Annotated in this window: 10 protein-coding genes; 7 read left to right on the top strand and 3 right to left on the bottom strand. The window is 70.1% G+C overall.

Translation table 11 applies throughout. From position 1 onward, the window contains the following. The first annotated feature begins 24 nt into the window (after positions 1 to 24). Together Verru16B_RS10105 and Verru16B_RS10100 are read left to right on the top strand one after the other, a co-directional pair. Positions 25 to 879 (top strand): NAD-dependent epimerase/dehydratase family protein, encoded by an 855-nt coding sequence (locus Verru16B_RS10105; protein WP_083270258.1) that lies wholly within the window; start codon positions 25 to 27, stop codon positions 877 to 879. Between the two features lie 2 nt (positions 880 to 881). After that, positions 882 to 2,912, top strand: a complete 2,031-nt coding sequence (locus Verru16B_RS10100) for an ArnT family glycosyltransferase (protein ID WP_069962169.1) — start codon at positions 882 to 884, stop codon at positions 2,910 to 2,912. A 157-nt stretch (positions 2,913 to 3,069) separates the two neighbouring features. Here the strand turns inward: Verru16B_RS10100 and Verru16B_RS10095 are convergent, their stop codons facing one another. Next, entirely contained in the window at positions 3,070 to 5,130 is a 2,061-nt protein-coding gene (locus Verru16B_RS10095; protein ID WP_169829285.1) for a glycosyltransferase family protein, read from the bottom strand. 142 nt (positions 5,131 to 5,272) lie between these two features. On the opposite strand from Verru16B_RS10095, the gene Verru16B_RS10090 reads away from it, so the two are divergent. The 3 genes from Verru16B_RS10090 to Verru16B_RS10080 are packed head-to-tail and all read left to right on the top strand — an operon-like array spanning position 5,273 to position 13,783. Further along, positions 5,273 to 9,328 carry a glycosyltransferase gene (locus tag Verru16B_RS10090; protein WP_069962167.1) on the top strand — a complete coding sequence of 1,352 codons (4,056 nt, stop codon included), beginning with the start codon at positions 5,273 to 5,275 and terminating at the stop codon, positions 9,326 to 9,328. Positions 9,329 to 9,336: 8 nt separating this feature from the next. After that, entirely contained in the window at positions 9,337 to 11,526 is a 2,190-nt protein-coding gene (locus tag Verru16B_RS10085) for a glycosyltransferase family 4 protein (RefSeq protein ID WP_069962166.1), read from the top strand. Positions 11,527 to 11,542: 16 nt separating this feature from the next. Next, positions 11,543 to 13,783, top strand: a complete 2,241-nt coding sequence (locus tag Verru16B_RS10080) for a glycosyltransferase family 4 protein (protein WP_069962165.1) — start codon at positions 11,543 to 11,545, stop codon at positions 13,781 to 13,783. A gap of 13 nt (positions 13,784 to 13,796) precedes the next feature. Here the strand turns inward: Verru16B_RS10080 and Verru16B_RS10075 are convergent, their stop codons facing one another. Continuing rightward, complete coding sequence (locus tag Verru16B_RS10075; protein ID WP_069962164.1) at positions 13,797 to 15,881, bottom strand: hypothetical protein; 2,085 nt, start codon at positions 15,879 to 15,881, stop codon at positions 13,797 to 13,799. 193 nt (positions 15,882 to 16,074) lie between these two features. Between Verru16B_RS10075 and Verru16B_RS10070 the strand changes: the two genes are divergently transcribed. Next, entirely contained in the window at positions 16,075 to 18,300 is a 2,226-nt protein-coding gene (locus Verru16B_RS10070) for a glycosyltransferase family 4 protein (protein ID WP_069962163.1), read from the top strand. 16 nt (positions 18,301 to 18,316) lie between these two features. Here the strand turns inward: Verru16B_RS10070 and Verru16B_RS10065 are convergent, their stop codons facing one another. After that, on the bottom strand, positions 18,317 to 20,404 hold the full coding sequence (locus Verru16B_RS10065) for an ArnT family glycosyltransferase (protein WP_157772372.1): 2,088 nt from the start codon (positions 20,402 to 20,404) through the stop codon (positions 18,317 to 18,319). A 174-nt stretch (positions 20,405 to 20,578) separates the two neighbouring features. Between Verru16B_RS10065 and Verru16B_RS10060 the strand changes: the two genes are divergently transcribed. Continuing rightward, positions 20,579 to 22,825 carry a glycosyltransferase family 4 protein gene (locus Verru16B_RS10060; protein WP_069962161.1) on the top strand — a complete coding sequence of 749 codons (2,247 nt, stop codon included), beginning with the start codon at positions 20,579 to 20,581 and terminating at the stop codon, positions 22,823 to 22,825. Position 22,826: the final 1 nt, after the last annotated feature.

The following is a 22,826-nucleotide window of genomic DNA, read 5'->3' as shown; positions in this document are numbered from 1 at the left end:
GTTCGTCACCGGGGCCGCGGCCGCCTGGCTGCGCTCGTCGCCGCCCATTTCCGCGCGCCGGGCCACGAGGTCATCCTGCATTCGCGCCGCGACGGCGACGGCTGCCACCCCCTGGCGGAACTTGACCGGCCAGAGCACCTGGCCCGGGCCGATGTGCTCCTCGATCTCGCCTGGAGCACGCTGCCCGCCACCTCCGAGCAGCAGCCCGGCACGGAGGAACGCGAGGACCTGCCCCGCCTGGCCCGGCTGCTGGCCGGCCTCGCCGCGCTCCCCGCCGGCGCGCGGCCGCACCTCATCTTTTTTTCTTCCGGCGGCGCCGTCTACGGCAACGCCCCCGGCCGGCCGAATGTCGAGACCGACCCCTGCGAGCCCATCGGCCGTTATGGCCGCGCCAAGCTGGCCGCCGAGGGACTAATCAACGCAGCCGCGACCCGCCACTCCCTGCCCTGCACCATCCTGCGCATCGCGAATCCCTACGGCTATCCGGTGCCCGCCGGCCGCGTGCAGGGCGTGATTCCCCACGCCATCCGTTGCGCGCTCGAGGGCCGGCCGCTCCCACTCTGGGGCGACGGCGGCGCACGGAAGGATTTTATCCATCACACCGACTTTCTCGCCGCCCTGGCCGCCGTGGTCAGCCGCCGGCCCCCCGGCACCTACAACCTCGGCTCCGGCGAATCCCACAGCGTCCGCGAGATCATCACCCTCGTGGAGCAACACACCGGCCGGAAGATCCTCACCACGTCCACCCCGGCCCCCGCCTGGGATGTGCGGGACAGCCGGCTCGACCCCACCCGCCTGCAGGCCGCCACCGGCTGGCGGCCCCAAGTGGCCCTCGACGAGGGCATTCGCCGCGCCGCCACCGCCTCGACCGGCGACTGACCATGATCGGAACCGACCATTCCCGGACTTCCCCCCGCGCCCTGGCCGTGATGTTCGGCCTCGTGCTCCTGCTGGCGCTCGCGCTGCTCACCCGATCCTGGCACGCCTCCCTCCTCGACCGCTACGAGTTCCGCCAGCTCCAGACCGCCCTCAGCACCTGGTGGATCGCCAGCGCCGGCTGGCAGCTGGACTACCTCTTCCCGCTCTTCGGCCCGCCCTGGTCGGTGCCGATGGAATTCCCCGTTTACCAGATCATCGTCGCCACCCTGCATCAGGCCACCGGCCTGCCGCTGGAGCAGGCGGGACGCCTGACCGGCATCATCTTCCTGCTGGCCTGCCTGCCCGCGCTCTACGATCTGCTCGGCTTTGCCTCCCTCCCGCCGTCCCGCCGCCTCGTGGTCCTGGCCGTGGTGCTTTCCTCTCCGGTCTACCTGTTTTATGCGCGGACCTTCATGATCGAGACCACGGCCCTGTGCTTCAGCGTTTGGTTCCTCGCCCTGCTCCGTCGCTCCTTGGAAAATCCGCGCGCGCTCTGGATCCTCGCCACGACGGCGGCTGGTGTGTTGGCCGGTCTCACCAAGATCACCACCTTCCTCGTGTTCGGCCTGCCCGCCCTGGCCCTGGTGCTGAACTCGCTACGGCAGCCCACGACCGCCGTCCGGCGCAACCTCGTCGCCGCCATCATCCCCGCCGTGGTCTCCCTCGGCCTCGCGTGGTGGTGGGTCCGCCATGGCGACGCCGTCAAGGACTCCAACCCCTTCACCGGCTTCCTCGCCGCCCGGGAACTACACCACTGGAACTTCGGCGCGCTCGGCCTGCGCTTCGACTGGTCGTTCTGGGTCCACCTACAGGAAACCGTCGTTGACCACAACCTCGCCGAGGGCGCGATCGCGATCGCCCTGCTGTGCGCCCCCTTCGCCCCCGCCCGCACCCGCTGGATCGCGGGGGTGGCCGTGCTCGGCTTCCTCTCCGGCCCGCTCGTCTTCGCCAACCTCTACCACATCCACGATTATTACTACGCGGCCAACTCGCTGCTACTCCTCGCCGCCGCCGGCTTGATGCTGGCCGCGGCCTGGGACGATGCGCGCCTCCCCCGCGGCACCAACTGGCTGGCCCTCGGCCTCATCCTGCTCTTCCAGTTCCACGCCTACTACCGCGGCTATTACTCCCACCACCGGAACCCCGCCCCGCCGCCCCCACCGCTCGCCGCCCTCATCCGCGACGCCGTGCCCGCCGACGGCGTGGTGCTCATCTACGGCGCCGACTGGAACCCGCTCCTGCCCTATTATTTTCAACGCCGCGCCGTGATGGTGCCCGGCGAGCGGGAAAACGAAACGGCTGTGCTCGACGACATCATCGCCCAGCTCCCGCCCCGCCGCATCGCGGCGATGGTGATCCACGGCGACAAGCTCCGCGACCGCCCCGATTTCATCCGCGAACGCGCCGCCCGCTTCGGCCTCTCCCCCGCCCCTGCCGCCACCCACGGTGACGACGCCCTCTACCTGCCGGCGGGTACCGCGCCGGCCAACCTGCTCGATCTGGCACCCGTCCTCACCGACGACACCTTCCCCGCCGGCCTGCCCGCGAACCTGCTCACCGGCCCCGCCCTCGCGCTCTTCCAGCCCGCACCCCACGCGGTGCACAGCCAATACGGCATCGGCTCCGCCGAACTCGACGGCCGCCTCATCCTCAACGCCCACGCGCCGGCCGAACTCGTCTTCCGACCCGCCCCGGGCGCCCGCCGCTTCCAGGCCGTCGCCGGACTTCCCGACGCCGCGTTCGCGCCGGATGGCAAGGCGGTGACCGACGGCATCAGCCTCGAGGTGGTCGCCGTCCCGGCCGACGGTCCGCGCCGCCTGCTCTACCGCCGGCAGCTGGATCCCGCGCGCCAACCGGCCGACCGCGGTCCCCAGACGATCGACCTCACCCTGCCCGCCGGCTTCAGCGGCGACCTGCACCTGCGCCTCGGCAACGGCCCCGCCGGCAGCCCCACCAACGACTGGGCCTACGTGGCCAAGGTCGAGATCCGCTGACCCTCGGTTTGCTGTAGGGCGGGGTCGCCGACTGTGTCAGCCAAAGCCATGGCGACGGCTGAACCCCGCCTTTCCCACGACCTTCCCCTCCGCGCACTCCGCGCCCTTAGCGCGAGGCCCTTCCCTACAACCTCGTCGCCCGGTCGGTACCCCGCCTTCACTCAATCCGCACCGGCCCGAGCTCGATCCAATCCCGCGTGTCCTTGCCCGCCGGACCGGGTCCGAAGAACAACTCCACTTCCCCCGCCGCCTCCAGTGTGAAGGTGAATTCCAACGGCCGCAAGTTGCCCCGGTCCTCGCGGTTGTGCCGCGGATCAAAATGCCGTGTGCCAATCTGCGTGCGTTCCTCCCCGGGCCCGAGGCGGAACAGGCTCACCTCCACCCCATCGGTGGTTTCCGCGTCCGTCAGGTCGAGCCGGTACGCGTCGACCGACATCTGCAGCGCGCTGCGCAGCGTGTGCTGGCCCGCGGGCAAGGCAAACACCAGCCGGGTGACCGGATGCGCCCCGTACATCGGCTGCCCGCTCGACCCGTCCATCGCCGGACCGAAGCTGGCGAAGAAACGCACCGGCGCCGGCTGGAAGCCGACGAAGGGCTTCCGCTGCCAGCGGTGGATCGCCGCCATCTCGAACCACTTCCCGGCCAGACTGGCCCGCGGCGGCTCGACGCCCGGAGCCAGCGCCACCTCGTGAAAATCATTCTCGAGCAGCGAGTGCAGCAGCTCCGTCCGCCGCGCCTGCGGCACGAACACGCGCGCATCCCGCCACACGTACAACGGCTCCGGCCCGAGCCCGCGGGCCGCGGCCCGATCGATGAGCCACTGGGCGCCGTCCGGCTCGCCCACGATGATCAGCGCGCCAATCTTGTCTGATCCGAGATCGGCCAGCGCCTGTTCCACCCTCGCCCCATCCCGCGCCACGTCGTTGCGGAACATGATCGCCCGCCGCTGCGCGTAGTAGGCCGTCATCGAGTTCCAGTCCTGCCCAAGCACCAGGATCACATCGCCGGGGTTCGTGAGCGTGCGCAGCGAGGTCGTCAGCCCGTCCCCGCCCGGGCTGATCGCCCGCTGCACCGGATAATACCAGGCCAGGTAACGCCCGCCCTGCCCGATGAGCACCACCGCGACCGCGCCGTACGCCACCCATCGCGCCACCCGCGATTCCAGGACCGCCACCAACACGAGGCCCATTGCCAGCAACAACAGCAACGTGTTCGCCACATAGTAATACTCGTGGTGCTCATACAGCACCGGGAAGATCACCAGCACCGAGGCAAACCACAGCCCGCAGGCCGCGACCGGCCGCCACCGCGCCCGCGCCGCGAAGGGCAGCAATAGCAAGCACACCAGCATCGCCGGCAGCCACGTCAGCGCCTCGCGCACGATCCGCGCTTTCGTGGCCCAAGCCTCGGGCGACAGGCGGATCGCCAGCGTGCCAAAATTGAATTCCTTCAGATTCGCCGAGGTCAGGAAGGTCCCGAGCGGGTTCAACGCCTTCGTCGCGTCGGCAAAATCCAGCCACCACAAGGTCGCGCCAAACGGGACCGCCACCGCGGCGGCCATCCACGCCAGCTCGGTTTTCCACCCCTGCCGCCGCGCGGCCCACAGTCGCGCCAGCGCCCAGACGCCCGCCGGCAGCAAATAAAGCATGAACGTGGTGACTTTCACCAACCCCGCCCCCGTCCCCGCGATCACGGCGACCGCCAACCAGACCTTGCTCCGGTCACCCACCGCCCGCTCGAACGCCACCCAGAACCACAGGCTGGCCATCAGCGCCATCGTCTCGATCAGGAACGCCCGCGTGTAGAAAATATAGAGCGGACAGGTCACCACCACCGCCAGCACCAGCCAGCGGTGTGCGGGCGCCACCTGCCACCGTCGCAGCAGCAGAAACACGGCCGGCAGCAGCAGGTAGAAACACGCGATGCTCACCGCCCGCCCGGCCTTCGTCAGGCTCCAGTGCGTGACCTCGCTCACCTTCACCACCGTCCACTGGTAGAGCGGAAACTCCATCGGCAGCGACCACGGCTTGCCCAGCACGGGGGTCGGGTAGGCCAGCGCGAAGTTCTGCTCCGCCTTGATCCAGTGCGTCGATAGCGCCGTTTGCGCCTGCCGGAACTCCCCGCCCGGCAGGTTCCGGCTCGTCCAGCCCACCGTCATGCCCCAGGCATGAAAAACCAGGCCCACCACGAACACCGCGAGCGCCAGGCGGCTTTCCAAGCGTGAGGGCTCCCGGGGGGCGGCGACATCCATCGCGCGAGGCAACGAAATCCCCCTCCCGATGCCAACCTGATTGTTGCCGCCCACCCGGCCGGAAGAGGCTTTACTCCCCCGCCACCGCCCTCGCTTAATTTTGCCCCGCATGCCCGACCCGCTCCCGCCCCAGTTCCACATCGACCGGCCCACGGCCTGGCGGCCCGAGTCCGCCCACCTGGAGATCGTCGGCTGGCTCTACGCGGGTGATGTCACGCGCTGCGTCGATCTGCGCGCGCGGGTCGACAAGCGCGCCACCCTCGGCCTCTACGGCCTGGAACGGCCCGACACCCAGAGGATCTTCGGCGGCTCCGAGGCCGCCCTCCGCACCGGCTTCATCCAGCGCGTCCAGGTCTGGCGTGGGGCGAAGGAAATTGCCCTCGACTGGCACGATGGTACGCAGTGGCGCGAGTTCTTCCGCACGGCGCTCGACAGCTGGGCCCTGCCCGCCAACGCCGCCAAACCGCCGCGCATCCTCCGCGCGGGCCTCGTCCACCAGACCCTCCATCACCTCTACCGCCACTTCCATCGCGCCTCGTGGGGCGAGCTCTGCCGCGAGACCGACGCCGTGCTGCGTGACGTGCTCACCGCCAACAGTGACGTCCCGGTCGCCGACCGCCTCCTCGGCTGCATCGAGAACCCTGGTTACTGGATCAACGTCGGCTACGAGAAATTCCGCGTCACCGGCTGGGCCTTCGGCGTCGGCCACGACCTCGCCCGCCTCGGCGCGACGACCGGCGTCCTGAGCGAGAACCGCCTCGTCTACCCCAAGGATCGGCCGGACGTCGCCAGCCACCGCCCCGACCACGCCAATTCCCTCAAGTCCGGCTTCTACGGCCTGGTCGACATCCGCAAGGACACCCCCAGCCCGGCCAACCTCCTGATCTTCGCCGAGGCGCCCGACGGCACGCGCTCCCTCGCCTTCGCCCGCCGCCTGCACCTCGACCGTCGCGACGAGCACTCCGGTCCGGTGCCCGTGTTCAAGCCCTTCCTCTTCTACCGCGTCGTCGCCGCCTTCCTCCGCGGCCGGCTCCTCGGCCGCTACGAGTTCGACAGCTGGCCCGAGACCCGCGCCGAGATCGCCCGCCTCCGGACGCATCTGGCCTCGGTGCTCAGCCATGGCGAGGAGGCCAAAATTCCCGCGGCCATCGTCCGCCGCAAGGACCAGGATCCCTACACCCGCTGGTGCTGGCACAACCGCCTCACCCCGCGCCTCCACACCGTCCTGCAGCAGGACGCCGCCACCGCGGTCCAGGCCGGCGGCCCGCTCATCAGCGTGGTCGTCCCCGCCTACAACACGCCCGAGAAATACCTCCGCGAGCTCCTCGATTGCCTCAAGGATCAGCTCTACCCGCGCTGGGAACTCTGCATCGCTGACGACGCCTCGCCCCAACCCCACGTCCGCCGCCTGCTTGAGGCGGCGGCCCGCACCGACGCCCGCATCAAGCCCGTCTTCCGCCCGGAAAATGGCCACATCTCCCGCGCCACCAACTCCGCCCTGGACGTTGCCACCGGCACCTTCGTCGCCCTGCTCGACCACGACGACCTGCTGCCCGCCGACGCCCTGCTCCATGTCGCCGAGGCCATCCTCCGCCACCCCACCGCCGGCTATCTCTACACCGACGAGGACAAGATCGACGACACCGGCCGCCGCTTCGACCCGCAGTTCAAGGGCGGCTGGAGCCCGGAGATGGCGATCACGCACAACTACACGCACCACCTCACCGTCATCCGCCGCGACATCGTGGAAAAGGCGGGGCGTCTCCGGCCCGAGTTCAACGGCGCCCAGGACATCGACCTTTTCCTCCGCTGCTGGGATCTGATCGACGCCCAGGACGTCGTGCACGTGCCCTTCGTCGGCTACCACTGGCGCGCCCACGCCGAAAGCACCGCCTCCCGCGGCGACCAGAAGGGCTACCTCTTCGCCGCCGCCCGCAACGGCATCGCCGAGGCCGTCACCCGCCGCGGCCTCCGCGCGGAACCGGTCCTGCCGGAATTCGCCAAACACTACGCGCTCTGCCTCCACCAGCTGAAATGGGACGCCGCCCTCCTGCGCGAAAACCCCGTCACCATCGTCATCCCCACGCGGAACCGCGCCGATCTCCTCCGCACCTGTCTCGACTCGCTCGCCCGCACCACGCCGCGCGAGTCCGTCAAGGTCGTGATCGTGGACGACAACTCCGACGACCCCGCCACCCTTGCCTATCTGCAGGAATTGCCCGCGCGCGCCGACCTCCGCGTTGAGGTTCTCCGCGCCCCGGCCACGGCCGACCGCGCGCCGGATGCCGGCATCACCATCCCCAAGACGGCCGCGTCCGCCGCCCTCGCCGCCGCCGGCCAGGCCGGCACACCGGCCACCACCGGCTTCAATTACTCGCGCCTCGTCAACCTCGGCACCGCCCGCGCCGACACCCCGCTCGTCCTTCACCTCAACAACGACGTCGAGGCGCTCACCCCGGGCTGGCTCGAGGACATGGTCGGCTGGCTCACCGTGCCCGGCGTCGGCATCGTCGGCGCGAAGCTGCTGTACCCCGACGGCACGATCAACCACGCCGGCATCTCGCTCGGTCGCGAGGACGGCCTGCCGCACGTGCTCTTTGAGCGCGAGCCCGCCGAGGACCTCGGTTACCTGTTCCTGCCCCACGCCGCGCGCAACGTCTCTGCCGTCACCGGTGCCTGCCTCCTCACCCGCACCGACCTGTACCGCCAGCTCGGCGGCTTCGACGAACCCAAACTCCAGGTCGCCTACAACGATGTCGACTTCTGTCTCCGCGCCGGCACGGCCGGTTTCCGCACCGTCGTTAGTCCGTCGGCCGTGCTGCGCCACGTCGGCAGCGCCTCCCGCGGCACCGTCTACGCCGAGCGCGAGCACCTCGAGTACCTCGCGCGACACGGCACCCGCCGCGACCCTTACCACAGCGAGGCGCTCCACTTCCCGCCGCGCAACCTGCCGCTCAATCCCTACCACCGGCGCCACGCCGAGACCGCCCGGCCCTTCCGCGCGATCGCCCTGACCCAGAACCTGAATTTCGAGGGCGCGCCGATCTTCCTCTTCGAGCTGGCCCGCTACCTCGCCGCCCAGCCGGGCGTCCAGCTCACCATCGCCTCCGCCCAGGACGGCCCGCTCCGCGCCCGCTTCGAGGCCGCCGGCTTCAAGGTCGAGATCTGGGACGCCACCCCGCTGACCGGCGCCAAGACCCCGGAGCAGTTCGCCGCCGCGCTGAAGACGTTTGCCGGCACCCGCGCGTGGGACGACGCCGACCTGTTCCTCTGCAACACCCTGCTCACCTTCTGGGGCGTGCACCTCGCCGCGCATCTGGGCAAGACCTCCGCGTTCTACCTCCACGAGAGCAAGCCGGTGAAACGCTTCTTCGAATCTATCCTGCCCCCGCTGATGCACCCGGTCGCCGAGGAGGCCCTGCGGCTGGCCACGCGCGTCGTCTTCACCGCCACCTCCACCCGCGACCTCCACGAGGAATTCAACGTCAACGACAACTTCCGCCTCCTCGCCAGCTGGGTGGACTTCGACCGCATCGACGCCTTCGCCGCCGCCCACGAGCCCGCCGCCCTGCGCCGCAAGCACGGCCTCGACCCCGACGCCGTCGTCGTCGTCAACATCGGCTCCATCTGCGAGCGCAAGGGCCAGCACATCTACATCCGCGGCATCGACCTCCTCCGCAAGGAACTGCCCGCCCTGTACCCTGGGAAAAAGATCCAGTGGGTCATGGTCGGCGCGCGCCCCGGCCTCTACATGGAGACCCTGCAGGAGGACATCGCGCTCATGGGGCTGCAGGACACCGTGAAGGTCTTCCCCGAGACGCCCGACATCTACGATTTCTACCGGCTCGCCGACCTGCTCGTGTGCACCAGCTTCGAGGAGTCCTTCCCCCGCGTCATTCTCGAGGCGATGACCTTCGGCAACCGCATCGTCAGCACCGACGTCAACGGCATCGCCGAGATGCTCACCAACACCGACGAGGCCTACCTCGTGCCCGCCGGCGACCAGCACAAGCTCGCCGCCGCCCTGAAGCTCGCCCTCGCCGACCATCTGGCCGGCGACCGGAAGATGATCTCCCTGGCCCGCGCCCGCGCCGCCCGCGCCTACCATCACAGCCGCGCCCTGCCGCGCCACCTGCAGGTGATCCGCGAGGCCTGGCTGGGCTGAACTCCCACATGGCACCGCCCGACTGGCAGTCCGCAATCGAGATTCATCCCGTGGACTGGGTCTGCCCGACCGGGCCCTTCTGGCTTGCGGGCTGGGTCACCTCGGCCGCCAACCTCGTACCGGTCGATGTGCGTGCCTGGCTCGGCCCCCGGCCATTCCTCGGTCTCTGCGGTTTGCCGCGACCGGACCGGGAGGCCGCCGCACGCGGCCAAGCCGGGCCGCCGCACGCCGGTTTTACCTTCCTGATCCAACCGGTGTCCGGCGCCCGCACGCTGCGCATCGAGGTCTGCGACCAGCATGGCCGCTGGACGGAGATCTTCCACCGCGCCGTCACTTCCTCCGGCACCAGCGCGCCGGCCCCGCCCCCGCCGCCCGATTCGCAAGCGTTGCTCGGTCTGCTGCGGGCCCGGCACGCCCGGCCCGACGAGGACGGGGCCGCCCTCGCCCGCGAGGTCGCCACCGCCGCGCACATCGGCACTTTCGCCGTGCTGCCCAGCCCTCCGTTCCACGGGGCGCTCGAGCAAATCGCCGCGGTCGCCGCGGTGCAATACGACCACCTGCTGGTCAGCGGCTGGATCGCCCATCGCGAACAGCGGATCTTAGGTCTCACCGCTTTCCTCGACTCCGCCTCCCCGCTGCCCCTGGTGCACGGCCTCGCCCGGCCCGATGCGGATGCCGTGTTTCCCGGCCTGGTCGATGGCGCCTCCTCGCGTTTTGCCGGTTTCCTGCCGGTTCCCGCCCAGCTGCCCCGCCCGCTCGCGCTCCGCATCTTCGCCCGCCTCGCCGACGGACGGCAGGAACTGGTGTTCCTCCACCGTTTCCAGCCTGCGGTCGTCAGCGGACGCGGTACGGATCTGCCCGAATTTTCTCCTGTCACCTTCGCCCGGGCCGCCTGGGACCTCCGCCGGGCGGGCTGGAGCGGCGGCTGGAGCGTCATGCGGAGCGCCTGGCAGGAATACCGCACCGGCGCACCGGCGCACCGGCTGCCCCGCCCGATTACCGACCCCGCCCCCAATCCGAGCGCTGCTCACCGCGTCGTCCTCGTTACGCACAACCTCAATCGGGAGGGCGCTCCGCTCATCGCCTGCGAACTCGCCCTGTATCTCGCCGCCTTGCCCGGTTGGAGCGTGCGGGTGGTTTCCCCGGAGGACGGCCCCCTGCGCACCACGCTGACCGCCGCCGGCCTGCCGGTCACCTTGGTGGATGCCGCCCCGCTCCTGACGGCCGCTGACGACGTCCACCACGCCCGCGCGCTTGACCGGATGTCCGCCGACCCGGTCTGGGCCGGCGCCGACGTCGTGATTGCCAACACGATGGTCGCCGCTTGGGCGATACACCTGGCCGCGCGACTGCGCCGGCCTTCCCTCCTTTATGTGCACGAAAGCGTCGCCGCCCGGCGCTTTTTTGCCCTGCAGCTGCCCTCGGCCGCGATCAGGCGAATCGAACAGGCCTTCACCCTTGCCACCCGGGTGGCCTTTTCCGCCCGGGCGGCCCAAGGGGCCCACGCCGCGCTCGCCGGCCGCGGCCATTTCCGGGTCCTGCCCGGCTGGATCGAGGTCAGCCATATTCGCGCCTACGCCGCCGCCCATACCCCGGGCGAACTGCGCCACGCCCACGGCCTGCCGGCCGATGCCATCATCTTTGCCAACATCGGCTCACTGCTGCCCCGCAAGGGCCAGCACGTCTTCCTTGCCGCGATCGCCCGCCTCCGGCAACTCGTCCCGGAGACCACCCCCCTGCGCTTCCTGCTGGTCGGCGCCAAGGAGGGGCCCGACGCCTACACCGATCTCCTGCGACACACCCTCGCCACGCAATCGCTGCCGGGCGTGCAGCTTTTCCCGCAGACCCCGGACGCGTACGCGTTCTTCCAACTCGCCGACGTCTGCGTGTGCTCCAGCCTGGAGGAGGCTTTCCCCCGGGTGGTGCTGGAGGCCGCCGCCTTCGGCCGGTCCATCGTGTCGACCCAGGTCGACGGCATTCCCGAGATCCTTGCGGAGGACGAAGCCTGGCTTGTGCCCCCCGGGGATGCGGAACGACTCGCCCAGGCGATGTTCGCCGCGCTGCAGGCGCATCTGCGCGGGGATCGGACCCGCGCGCAAAAAGCCCAGGCCACGGTCACTGCCCGGTTCGACGCCACCCGCCTGCTTCCGCTCCATGCCGATCTGATTCGCACCGTGGCGGCCGTGCCGTTCCATTGAACCCGTCCCGCGCCCGATGCCAGAAACAGCCTTCAGCTTCAGCCATCTCGAAACACCCTCCCCGGGCGCCACCCTGCCCCCGGGCCGCCACCTGGTCCGCGGCTGGGTGTGGCCGAAACCGGGCGGGCATTTCGTCGATGTGCGCGCCCGCGTGGGCGACCGCATCTTTGCCGGCGTGCATGGCCTCCCTCGCCCCGACCTTGCCACCCACTTCCACACCGGCCGCCCCGTCGCCTTGGCGGAATTCGCCATCGCCGTGGAACTCAATGCAAGCGACCGCGAGACCGTGCTCGAGGCGCTGACGATCGAGGGTCGCTGGATCCCCTTCCAGATTGTGAATTGGACCATTGCCGCCGGTGCGGCGCCGGTTGACTTCGCCATTCCCCGTGGCCCTCTGCGCTGGATCGATCATGGCCACGGCTTGCGCCAGCTCCTGCGCGCCGCCGCCCGCCACCCGGGTGAGTCCCTCGCCGGCCTGGCCGCCCAGTTGGCCGACGAACTCCCGTGGCCCCGCGTCCTGCGCGATGCGCCGACCCCGCTGATCGGTTTCGTGGATGAGCCAGCCTCCGTCTGCTGCTGCCGCTTCGGGCGCATCCCCGCCTTCGGCCATCTCTTCCACCCGACGCAGCGCATCCGCCGCATCCTCGCCACCGTCGATCTGCAATCCTGGCAACTGTTGGCCATCCACCAACCCTCGCCCGGCCCGGCCGCGTTCTACACCCAATACCCCCACGCCCGGGCCTGCGGTTTCATCGGTCTCGTGGACGTCCCCGCACAACTGCCGAATCCCGTCAGCCTCAGGATCTACGCCGAGCTGGAGGACGGCAGCCTGCACCTCGGCCCGGTCGTGCGGACCCGGCTGCACACGCAGGAGGCGGAAAAGGACCCCGGCCCGGCCACCGCGTCCTTTGACTCCGCGCTGACCGCCTGGGAACAGGCCTTGGCAAAACGCGAAATGTCCGTGGCCCGCGACGCCGATCTCGATCGCATCGTTTCCGAGCTGCGTACCGCGCACGCGGCGAGTGCCCGTCTGCGTCCCGCGCCCACTGTCCCTGCCCTGGTAACAGCTCCCGCCCGCGCCGCCGCCCCGCTCCCGTCGCGCGTATTGCTGGCCACCCACGGCCTGAGCCTGCAGGGTGCGCCGCGCTTTCTCCTCGAGCTCGGCTGCGCGCTCGCCGCCGCCGGTGCCCGCCTGCAGGTGGTCAGCGCTGAGGACGGCCCCTTGCGCGCCGCCTTCGAGTCGCTCGGCGCCACGGTGCGGATCCTCGATTGCACCTCGGTCATGCAGGCCGGCTCGCCCGCGGCCGCGACCAGCGCTCTGGCCGACTTGGCGGCCGAGCCCGACTGGGCCGCCGCGGATCTCGTGATTGCCAACAGCTTCACCACCTTCTGGGCCGTGCACGCCGCCAAGGCCGCCGACCGGCCGGTGCTGTTCTACGTCCACGAAAGCACGACTCCGGCCTCCTTCTACGGCCAGCGGGTGCCGCCCCCGGTCATCTCGCTCACCGAGGAAGCCTTCGCCCTGGCCGACCTCGTGTCCTTCACCACCGCCTCCACCCGGAATTGCCACCTCGGCTACGGGCGGCCGGAGCGGCACCGGCTCACGCCCGGCTGGGTGGATGTCGCCGCGCTGGACACCTGGGCCGCGACGCAGGATCGCGCGGCGCTACGCCGGGATCTCGGCGTCCAACCGGGCGAACAACTCGTCTGCAACATCGGCACCGTGTCCGATCGCAAGGGCCAGCACACCTTCGCCCGCGCCGTGGACTTGCTCGGACGGCGTCACCCGGAACTCATGGCCCGCACCCGCTTCCTGCTCCTGGGCGGACGCGACACGCCGTTCGACACGATGCTGGCCGACACCCTGGCCGATCTCGGCCACGCCAACTTGCTCGTCCACCCCGAGACCACCGACTACCTGCGCTATTACCTGGCCGCCGATCTGTTCGCCTGCTCCAGCTACGAGGAATCGTCGCCGCGGGTCGTCTTCGAGGCCATGGCCCTCGGCGTCCCGATCATCGCCTCCGCCGTGCATGGCGTGCCCGAACTGGTGCGCGATGGGCTCGAGGCCTGCCTGCTGCCACCCGGCGACACCGTCGCGTGGGCCGACGGCCTCGCCCGCCTGCTCGCGACCCCCACCGTGGGCCGTGAACTCGCGGCCCGTGCTCGCGCCCGGGCGGAAAACCAATTTGCCGCCCCGGCGGTGATGGCGCGTCATCTCGCCCTGGCCGCCACCGCGGCGCTGCGCCCCGGCTGAGCCGGCGCCGGTCCTATTTCACCTCAATCCTCGCCCAGTAGGCCCAGTCGTAGCTGAGGCTCCCGCCCGGCCCGGTGCTGAAGTGCAACAACTCACCCGGCAGGGGCGCGTAAGGTATGACCTCGCGCTGCAAGCCCCGGTCCGCGGGCCGCGCGACCGGATCCAGCCGCCGCCGGTAAAGCTCCCTTTCGCCCTGCCCCGGCCGGAGCCCCGTGATGACCAGGTCGATCCCGTCGGACTTGTCCCCCGCCCGCTCCCAGGCCGCGGCCACCATGCCGTAATCCCACTCGATACGCGACGAAGCGCCGGGCGCACGCAGCCAGAGCTCGCTGTGCGGGTGGGCGTTGATCACCGTCCGCCCCTCGTAGGGGAAGGTGCCCAGCCCATAGTCAAACCGACCCTGGAACGGGGTCGGCGTCACCGCCCGCAGCTCCGTGCGTGCCACCCCGGCATTGAGGCGGAACACACCGGTCTCGACCGGTGCCGCGGCCTCCGTCGACGGCACGATCAGCGCACTGTAGTTCCCTCGCTCCTTGAGCCCCTGCCGCACCCGTTGGCCGAGGCGCCGGCTACAGTAGATATCGACATCGGCGTACGAGAAGGTCGGCGTGCTCTCCAGCCCGAAGGCCGCCACCGCCAGTTCGCGCACCAGCGGCTTGTACCGGTACTCGCGCAGCAGCACGAGGGCCGACACCTCCTCGTCCGCCAGGTCGGCAAAGGCCCGTTGCAGGTACGCGCGGTCGTTCTCCAGGCCGTTCCGGATCATGAGCGCGCGCCGTTCCGCATACAGCGGGATGATGGCCGCCCAGTCGGCGCCGCTGACGACGATCACCGACTCCCGCGGCGTCAGGTCCCGCAACGCCAGCGTGAAAGGATGCCCGCCCGGCGAGGGGATGATCTGCTGGGGATAATACACCCGCCCATAATTATGCAGCTGCGCCAGCGGCAGCACCGCCACCACTAACCAGGCGGCCCACCGCGGCAGGCGCGAGTCGAGCACGCCGCCGAGCACCGCCCCCAGCGCCGCGAGCAGGAACACGGCGCAAGCATAGAAATAATACTCCTGGTAGGCATAGGCGAAGGGGAACAGCAGCTGCGCCAGGAAGAAAACGGCCGCCAGCCCGGCCACCCGCACCCGCTGGGCCGGGAACGCGACCAGCCCGGCCAGCAAGGCGACCCCAATCAACGCGGGCGCCATCAGCGCCTCCTGCCAGCGCTGCAGCAGCGTCCCCCAGGTCGCCGCGGAGAACCGGGCCGACAGGTCGTTCAGCCCCCAGTTGCCCAGCGAAAGATTCGCCGAGGTGAAGATCCACGCCGAGGCATGGTTGGCCTTGATCGGATCCGTCAGCTCGATCCACAGGCGGAGCGCCCCCAACGGCACGATCGCCCCGGCCAGCCCCCAGAATACCGTCACCACGATCGGACCCCACCCGGCCCGCGCCCGCAGGTCCCGACCCAGTTGCCACGCCCCATAGGCCGCGGCCGGCAGCAGCCAGACCGCGAAGGTCGCACTCTTGATCAACGCCGCCGCCGTGCCCGCGATGGTTGTAAGCACGAACCACGGCCAGCGCCGCCGCTCCATCATCCCCACGAAGCCCACGAGGAACCACGCGCAGGCCATTAGCTCCATCGATTCCATCAGAAAGGCCCGCGAATAAAAAATATAGACCGGGCAGGTCAGGATCAGCACCAGCGGCAGGACCCGGCGCATCCGCTCCACCCCGATCCAGCCCAACAACAGCCACAGCGCCGGCAACGTGAGGTAGAAGCAGGCGAGCGAGATACTCCGCGCCGCCACCACGTGCGACCACCCCGTGGCCCGGCTCAGCAGCACCACGCTCCACTCGTAGACCGGCACCTCCAGCAGGATCGACACCCAGGGCTTGCCCACGATCGGCGCCTCGTAGAGCAGCGAGAAATCATTCTCGCGGTCGATAAAGTGGCTGATGAACGCGGTCTGCGACTGCCTGAACTCATGCCCCGGCATGAAACCCGCCGTCCAGTTCCGGGTCGCCAGCCAGCCATGCACCAGGGCCGCGACCACCAGGCACAGCAGGAGCCCGAGGCGTTCACGTTGGGCCGGGTTCCGGGGTGTCATGGGGAATTCTGGAAATAAAGACGGGCGCAGGCGGCAATAAAAATTTGTGGACGAGAGCGGGAGCATCACATCCCTCCCCCATCCTGACCATCCGAACCCGTCGATCCGCCATTGTATCACAGCTTTTTTGAAACCGCCGGGCACCGCATTCGGGGTTGTGCCGTGCCGGATTGTTTTTCACCGTGCGCCGCGTATGCACGAGCTTGCCCACGCCACCTTGCACTTCGACCCACCCTACCCCGGGCTGGTGGGCGGCTCGATCCTGCACGGCTGGCTCGTACCCCGCACCGGCCACCATTTTACCGACGTGCGCGTCGTCGCCGGCGACGCCTTGTTTCCCGGGGTCTACGGTATCCCGCGCCGCGATCTGGCCGAGTACTTTAAGTCCGACCAGCCTTATCTCCTGGCCGGCTTCAGCGTCACCCTGAACCTCCCGGCCGGCCGCTACCGCCTCACCCTGGAGGCCTGCACCCTCGCCGGGGCCTGGGAGGCGATCGACACCGTGGAACGCGATGTCACCGCCGCGGAAGCGACCCCGGATCCGGAGGCGCACGCGCCGCTGTCCGCCCCGATGATCGGCGAAACCCTGGGCATCCTGCTCCGCCGGCTCGCCGCGCCCGGCCTCACCCCCGCCGCGGCCGCCACCGCCCTCATCCGCGAAACCCCGCCGCGCCACCACCTGCAGCACCCCCCCCGCCCGTTCCACGGCCACCTCGACCAGCCCCACCTCTGGGCCTTCTCGCTCTTCGGCCGCCTGCCGCTCACCGGCTGGGTTTTCCATGAGAGCCTGCCGCTCAAGCGCGTGTTCGCCACCACCGACCTCCTCGCAACGCAGGATCTCAAGCACGGTCGCGGGACACCCTTCCTGCTCGAACGACCCGGGACCCCGCCCCACGCGGCGCACGCCGGCTACGACGGCTTTCTCGACCTGCCCGCCCAGCTCCCGCGCCCCGCCACCGTCCGCGTCTACGCGGAACTGGAGGACGGCAGCTGGCACCTCGGCTCCGTCGCGCGCTTCACGGTCACCGACCAGGAATTCGCCAAGCAGGCCTACGCCGCGTATTCCCCGCTGCGCTTCTGGTGCGCCTGGCGCGCCCTGGCCGGCGCGATCCAACAGCGCGGTTGGACCGTTCCTTCCGGCCCGGACTACCGCGCCACGATCCTGACCGCCTGGCGCGATTACCGCACCCGGGCCCCGCGCCCCACCCCGATCCGCCCGCACCCGCCGGCCCGCGCCGCAGCTCCCACCCGGCCCGGTGTTGTCCACCTGATCTCGCACAACCTCAACCAGGAGGGCGCCCCGCTCTTCCTCCTGGAATATGCCCGTCATCTCCGGACCCAGCCCGGGGTCACGCTGCAGGTGACCAGCGCCAAGGAAGGCCCTTTGCGCGCGGCCTTCGAGGCCTTGGGCGCGACGGTCCGCGTGGTCGACCCGGCTCCTCTCTACCAGTGCCGTGACGCCGGCGGTCTGCGCGCGGCCCTGCGCACCCTGGCGGCCGACGTTGATCTTTCCCCGGCCAGCTTGGTGGTGGCCAACACCCTCTCCGGCTGGTGGGGCGTGCACCTCGCCCGTCTGGCCGGCCGCCCGGCGCTGCTCTACATCCACGAAAGCACGCCGCCCCGCGCTTTTTTCCATGTCGCCCTGCCCGCGTCCGCCGTGCCGGTCGTGGAGGAAACCTTCCGCCTGGCCGACCGCGTGTCCTTCCTCACCCCGGCCACCCGGCACTATTACACCGCCCTCTCCGACGGCTCCAACTACTGCCTCCATCCGGGCTGGATCGACCTGGCGCGGATCGATGCGTTCCGCGCCACCGCGAACCGCGACGCACTCCGCACCCGGCTTGGTCTGACCGCGGACCGACGGCTGGTCATCAACGTCGGCACCGTGTGCGAACGGAAGGGCCAGCACCTCTTCGCCCGCGCGGTCGCCCAACTCTGGCGCATGGCCCCGGAACTCGCCGCCACCGCGGACTTCCTCATGATTGGCGGCCGCGACACGCCCTACGATCGGGACCTGGCCGACTTTATCCGGACCCTCGGGCGGACCAACCTGCGCGTCGTGCCGGAGACCGGCGACGTCTACCCCTATTACGGTGCCGCCGACCTCTTTGTCTGCTCGAGTTACGAGGAGTCCTTCCCCCGTGTCGTGCTCGAGGCCATGGCCTTCTCCCTGCCCATCCTCAGCACCGCAGTCCACGGAATCCCCGAGATCGTCCGACCCGACCGCGAGGCTCTGCTGGTCCCGCCGGGGGATTCGGCCGCGCTCGCCGCCGGCCTGCAGCAGTTGCTGGCCTCGCCCGCGACGGGCCGGGACTATGGCGCGGCCGCCCGCACCCGCGTCGCGGCGGAATACGACAGCGCCGTCCTGCTGCCCCGCCACCTCACCCTCGCCCGCTCCCTCGGACTGAACGCCGGGTGACGCAACGGCGGCGCGTTCACTTCACCTCGATGCGGATCGTGTAGGCCCAGTCGTAGGCGCTGCTCTGGTGGGGCCGGGTCGAGAAACGCAGGCTTTCTTCCGGCCGGGGCTCATACGCGATGACCTCATGCTGGTCGGGGCGGTCCGCCGGATTCTGCGCCGGGTCCAACAAGCGGTGGTAGATCTCGCGCGACGTTCCATCGGGCAGTTCCCCGTGGATGATGAACTCGACGCCGTCGGTCCGGGCCTCCGGCTTTTCGTAGGCGCCGGCGAAAATGCCATAACTCCACCGGATCTGTTTCGCGTGGGGCGGCGGCCGCACCCACAGGTCCGAGTTGGGGTGGGCCGAGAGCACCGGCATGGCTCCCTCCCCCAGCCAGTCCAGGCCGAATTCAAAGTCCATCTGGTAGGGACCCGGCCGGATGTTGATGAAAACGTCGCGCGCGATGGCCGGTGAAATCTGGGCCCGGCCCTTCGTCGGGATCTCCGCCAAGGCCTCCGGCGGGATCGTGAGATCCGGATAGCGCCGGCTGTTCTTCAGGCGGAGTTGTGCGCCCTTCGCATATAGCCGGGCCAGGTAGGTGTCCGCGGTCGTGACAAACGAAAAGGTCGGAGCCCGCGCATCCAGGTCGAAGCGCTCCGCGACCTTGTTGATGAAATCCTTGTTCTGCCGCAGGGGTCCGTAGACCACGAGGGCCGATACCTCCTCCCCGGCCAGGTCGTTGAACGCCCGCTCGAGGTAGGCGTGGTCGTGTTCCAGCCCGTTGCGGATCATCAGCGCCTTGCGCTGGGCATAGAGCGGGGACATCGCCGCCCAATCCGCCCCGGCGACAATGATCACCGTCTGCTTGGGTGTGAGCTCACGGATGACATCGGTGAAGGGATACCCGCCGTGGTGCACCACGCTCTGCTGCACCCGGTAGTCGCGCCAGTACGTGGCGCCCTGCGCGCCGAGCACCGCCAGCATGACCACCCCCGCCGCCCAGCGCGGCAGCCGCGAGTCCCACAACGCGAGCAAGGCCCAGCCGAGGGCCCCGTGCAGGAAGACCGCGCACGCATAGAAATAATAATCCTGATAGGCGTAGGCGAAGGGGAAGAGAATCTGCGCGGCCAAGAAGCATGCCGCCGCGCCGGCCACGCGGCCGCGTGCCGTCGGCAAAGCCAACCCCGCTACCAGCAGCGCCGCGATCATCCAGCGCGACATGATCGCCTGCTCCCAGCAGGCCAGCAGGTAGCGCCAGAGTTGGGCCGAGAACAAGGCGTCAAAATCAAACAGCCCCCAGTTGCCCTGCGACAGATTCTTGGAGGTGAAGATCCACGCCGAGGCGTGCGCGGCCTTGATGGGATCGGTGTACGCGACCCAGGCCCGCAGGCAACCGAGCGCCACCACCACCGTGGCGAGCCCCCAGAGCAGCGTCCGCAGCGGCGCCCGCCAGCCGGCGCCCGCGCGCAGATCCCGCCCGAGCAGCCAGGCGCCGTACGCCGCGCCGGGCACCATCCAGACGGCCAGGATCGCGCTCTTCACCAGCGCGGCGAGGGTGCCCGCCACCACGGCAAGCCCCAGCCAACCCCAGCGCCGCTCGTCCATCGTGCGCACAAAAGCCACCAACCACCAGGCGCTGGCCATCAGCGCCATCGAGTCCATCAGGAAGGCGCGCGAATAAAAAATATACACCGGGGCGCTCAGGACCAGCGCCAGCACCAGCAGCCGGCGCGGCTTCGGCAGCGCCAGCCGGCCCAGCAGCAGCCAGAGCGCGGGGAGCGTCAGGTAAAAGCAGGCCGCCGTGATCGTCCGCGCCGCGATCACGTGGGGCAGGCCGGTCAGCCGGCTCAACCCGACCACCGCCCACTCGTAGATCGGCACCTCGAGCAGGAGCGAGACCCAGGGCTTCCCGAAGATCGGGGTCTCATAGAGCAGCGAGAAATTGTTCTGCTGGTCGATGTGGTACGCCACGATCGCCGTGTGCGCCTGCCGGAACTCATGGCCGGCCATGAAGCCCATGGTCCAGTGGTAGGTCACCCCGTAAAGGTTGAAGCCTAACGCGAGGACGAAGAGGACGATCAGGAACCGGCTCTCCCGCCGGTCGGCGGCTGGACTGGACATGACGCCCCAGAAAAGGACCGACCCCATCAGCGGCAACCTTTATCCGCGCAGCCGGCGGCCAGCTTAACGTTGACTAAACCGCACCGCTTCGTGTGCCCTTGCGCACCGCATGTCCGCCTCCTCGCCCTTCGTCGTCCGCTCCGGCGCTGCCGTGGGATCTGTCGCGGCCCGCCCATGATCATCGACAGCCCCCAGTGGAAGCTCGCGATCGAGGTGCACCCGGCGGACTGGCGCTTTCCGGCCGGGATCACCTGGCTCGCCGGCTGGCTTTGGTCGCCCCAAAACCGCGTGACCACCGACCTGCGCGCCTGGGTCGACGGGCGCTGCTTCCTCGCCAACTGGGGCCTGCCCAAGCCCGGCCTCGACGAGGTCTGGCTCAAACACCCCGGCCCGCCCTACCTCGGCTTCACCCTCCTGCTCGAGCCGCACGCCGGTGCCGCCTTGCTCCGCCTCGAGGTCCGCGACCAGACCAATCAATGGACGGAGATTTTTCAGACCGCCATCACCGTCGACCCCGCCGCCCCCGGCTGCCCGCCGCCGCCCGCTTTCCCGTCGCTGCTGCCCGGCTTGGTCAACCCGCTGCTCCGGTTGCACGGCCGCCGCCCAGCCACCCCCCTCGCCGCCCTTGCCGACGAGATCGTCTCCGGCGCCCTCGCCGAGCCGCGCAACGCCCTGCCCAGCCCCCCGTTCTTCGGCGCGCTCGAGGCCCCGCGTGATGTCGGTTGGGTGCGCTACGGCCGCCTCTCGATCACCGGCTGGCTCGCCCACCGCGACCAACGCGTCACCCGCCTCACCGCCCTCGTGGACCCGCTGCAGGAGGGCGCGCTGCTCTACGGCCTGCCCCGCACCGACGTCGGCGGCGAGTTCGCTGACCTGCCCGGACGGGAGACCTCCGCCTTTGTCGGCCACGTGGACCTGCCGGCGGACACCACGGTGCCCGCCCTGCTCAAGCTCTTCGCCACCCTCGCCGATGGCACCAAGCATCTGGTCTGGGCCCAACGCTTCACCCCGCGCGTGATCGCCGGCGCCGAAGCCGCGCTACCCGCCCTGGACCGCCGCACCTTTGCGCGCACCGCGTGGGCCCTGCGCGCCTCCTGCCGCCGCCACGGCCTGCCCGCGGGCGGCTGGGCCGCCACGCTCCCCGCGCTGCGCGCCGCTTGGGCCGCCTATGCCACCGAAGCCCCGGCGCCCGCCGGTCGCTCCCGCCTCGCGCCCGAACCCGCCGCCGTCCCCCCCTCCGCCGCACCGCTCCATGTGCTCGTGGTGACCCACAACCTCAACTTTGAGGGCGCCCCCTGGTTCATCTTCGAGCTGGCCCGGCATCTTGCCTGCCAGCCGGGGGTGACCGTGCGCATCGTCTCGCCCCAGGACGGCCCGATGCGGGCGGTCTTCACCGCGGCCGGCCTCGCTGTTGACCTCGTGGATCTCGGGCCGGTGTTGGCCGCAAAATCCGCCCCGGAATTTTCCACCCGCCTGGCCACCGCCACCGCCGGCCTACCCTGGACCACCACCGGCGTGGTCATCGCCAACACCATGGTCTCCTTCTGGGCCGTCCACGCCGCGCGGGCCGCCGGCAAGCCCTCCCTCCTCTATGTCCATGAAAGCTCGCCCATCCGCCGCTTCTTCAAGTCCGACCTGGACCCCGCCCTCTTCCCCGTGATCGAGGCGGCCTTCCGCTCCGCGGATCGCGTCGTGTTCACCGCGGATTCCTCCCGCCACGTGTTCGACTCCCTCGGCGACCGGGACAACTTCGCGCTGCTCCCGAGTTGGGTGGACGCGGGGCGCGTCGACACCTTCGCCGCCGCGCACACCCCCGCCGACCTGCGGCGCAAGCACGGGCTCGATCCCGCCGCCGTGCTCGTGGTCAACATCGGCTCGGTCTGCGAGCGCAAGGGCCAGCACATTTTCATCCAGGCCATCGCCCTGCTGAAGGACGAACTGGCCCGCACGCACCCCGGCCGAAAGGTCGAGTTTCTCATGGTCGGCGCCCGGCCCGGCCTGTTCCTCCAGACCCTCGAGGAGGAAGTCACCCGTCTGGGCCTCAGCGGTCTGGCCCGCTTCATCCCCGAGACCGGCGAGATCTTCGACTTCTACCAACTCGCTGATATCTTCGTCTGCACGAGCTTCGAGGAATCCTTTCCCCGGGTCCTGCTCGAATCCGCCGCGTTCCGCCGCCTCATCGTCTCGACCAACGTGAACGGCATCGCCGAAATGATCGGTCCCGACGAGGCCTGGTTGACCCCGCCTGGCGACCGCTATCGCCTCGCCGAGGCCCTCACCCTGGCCCTCGCCGCCCACGCCGCCGGCGACCGGAGCCGGCCGGAAAAGGCCCGCGCCTCCGTCCTGAAAAAATACCACGAGGCGAATTCCCTGCCGCGCCACGTCCGCCTCATCCGCGCCGTCGCCGCCGCCCGCGCCTGAC

Source organism: Lacunisphaera limnophila (assembly GCF_001746835.1).
Classification (GTDB): domain Bacteria; phylum Verrucomicrobiota; class Verrucomicrobiia; order Opitutales; family Opitutaceae; genus Lacunisphaera; species Lacunisphaera limnophila.
This window is presented reverse-complemented; position numbering and strand designations above follow the sequence as displayed.

Bases quoted from the DNA above. Each gene is read 5' to 3' on its own strand.
- Verru16B_RS10065 (WP_157772372.1), bottom strand. From the start codon at position 20,404: ATGTCCAGTCCAGCCGCCGACCGGCGGGAGAGCCGGTTCCTGATCGTC.
- Verru16B_RS10085 (WP_069962166.1), top strand. From the start codon at position 9,337: ATGGCACCGCCCGACTGGCAGTCCGCAATCGAGATTCATCCCGTGGAC.
- Verru16B_RS10100 (WP_069962169.1), top strand. From the start codon at position 882: ATGATCGGAACCGACCATTCCCGGACTTCCCCCCGCGCCCTGGCCGTG.
- Verru16B_RS10070 (WP_069962163.1), top strand. From the start codon at position 16,075: ATGCACGAGCTTGCCCACGCCACCTTGCACTTCGACCCACCCTACCCC.
- Verru16B_RS10080 (WP_069962165.1), top strand. From the start codon at position 11,543: ATGCCAGAAACAGCCTTCAGCTTCAGCCATCTCGAAACACCCTCCCCG.
- Verru16B_RS10075 (WP_069962164.1), bottom strand. From the start codon at position 15,881: ATGACACCCCGGAACCCGGCCCAACGTGAACGCCTCGGGCTCCTGCTG.
- Verru16B_RS10060 (WP_069962161.1), top strand. From the start codon at position 20,579: ATGATCATCGACAGCCCCCAGTGGAAGCTCGCGATCGAGGTGCACCCG.
- Verru16B_RS10090 (WP_069962167.1), top strand. From the start codon at position 5,273: ATGCCCGACCCGCTCCCGCCCCAGTTCCACATCGACCGGCCCACGGCC.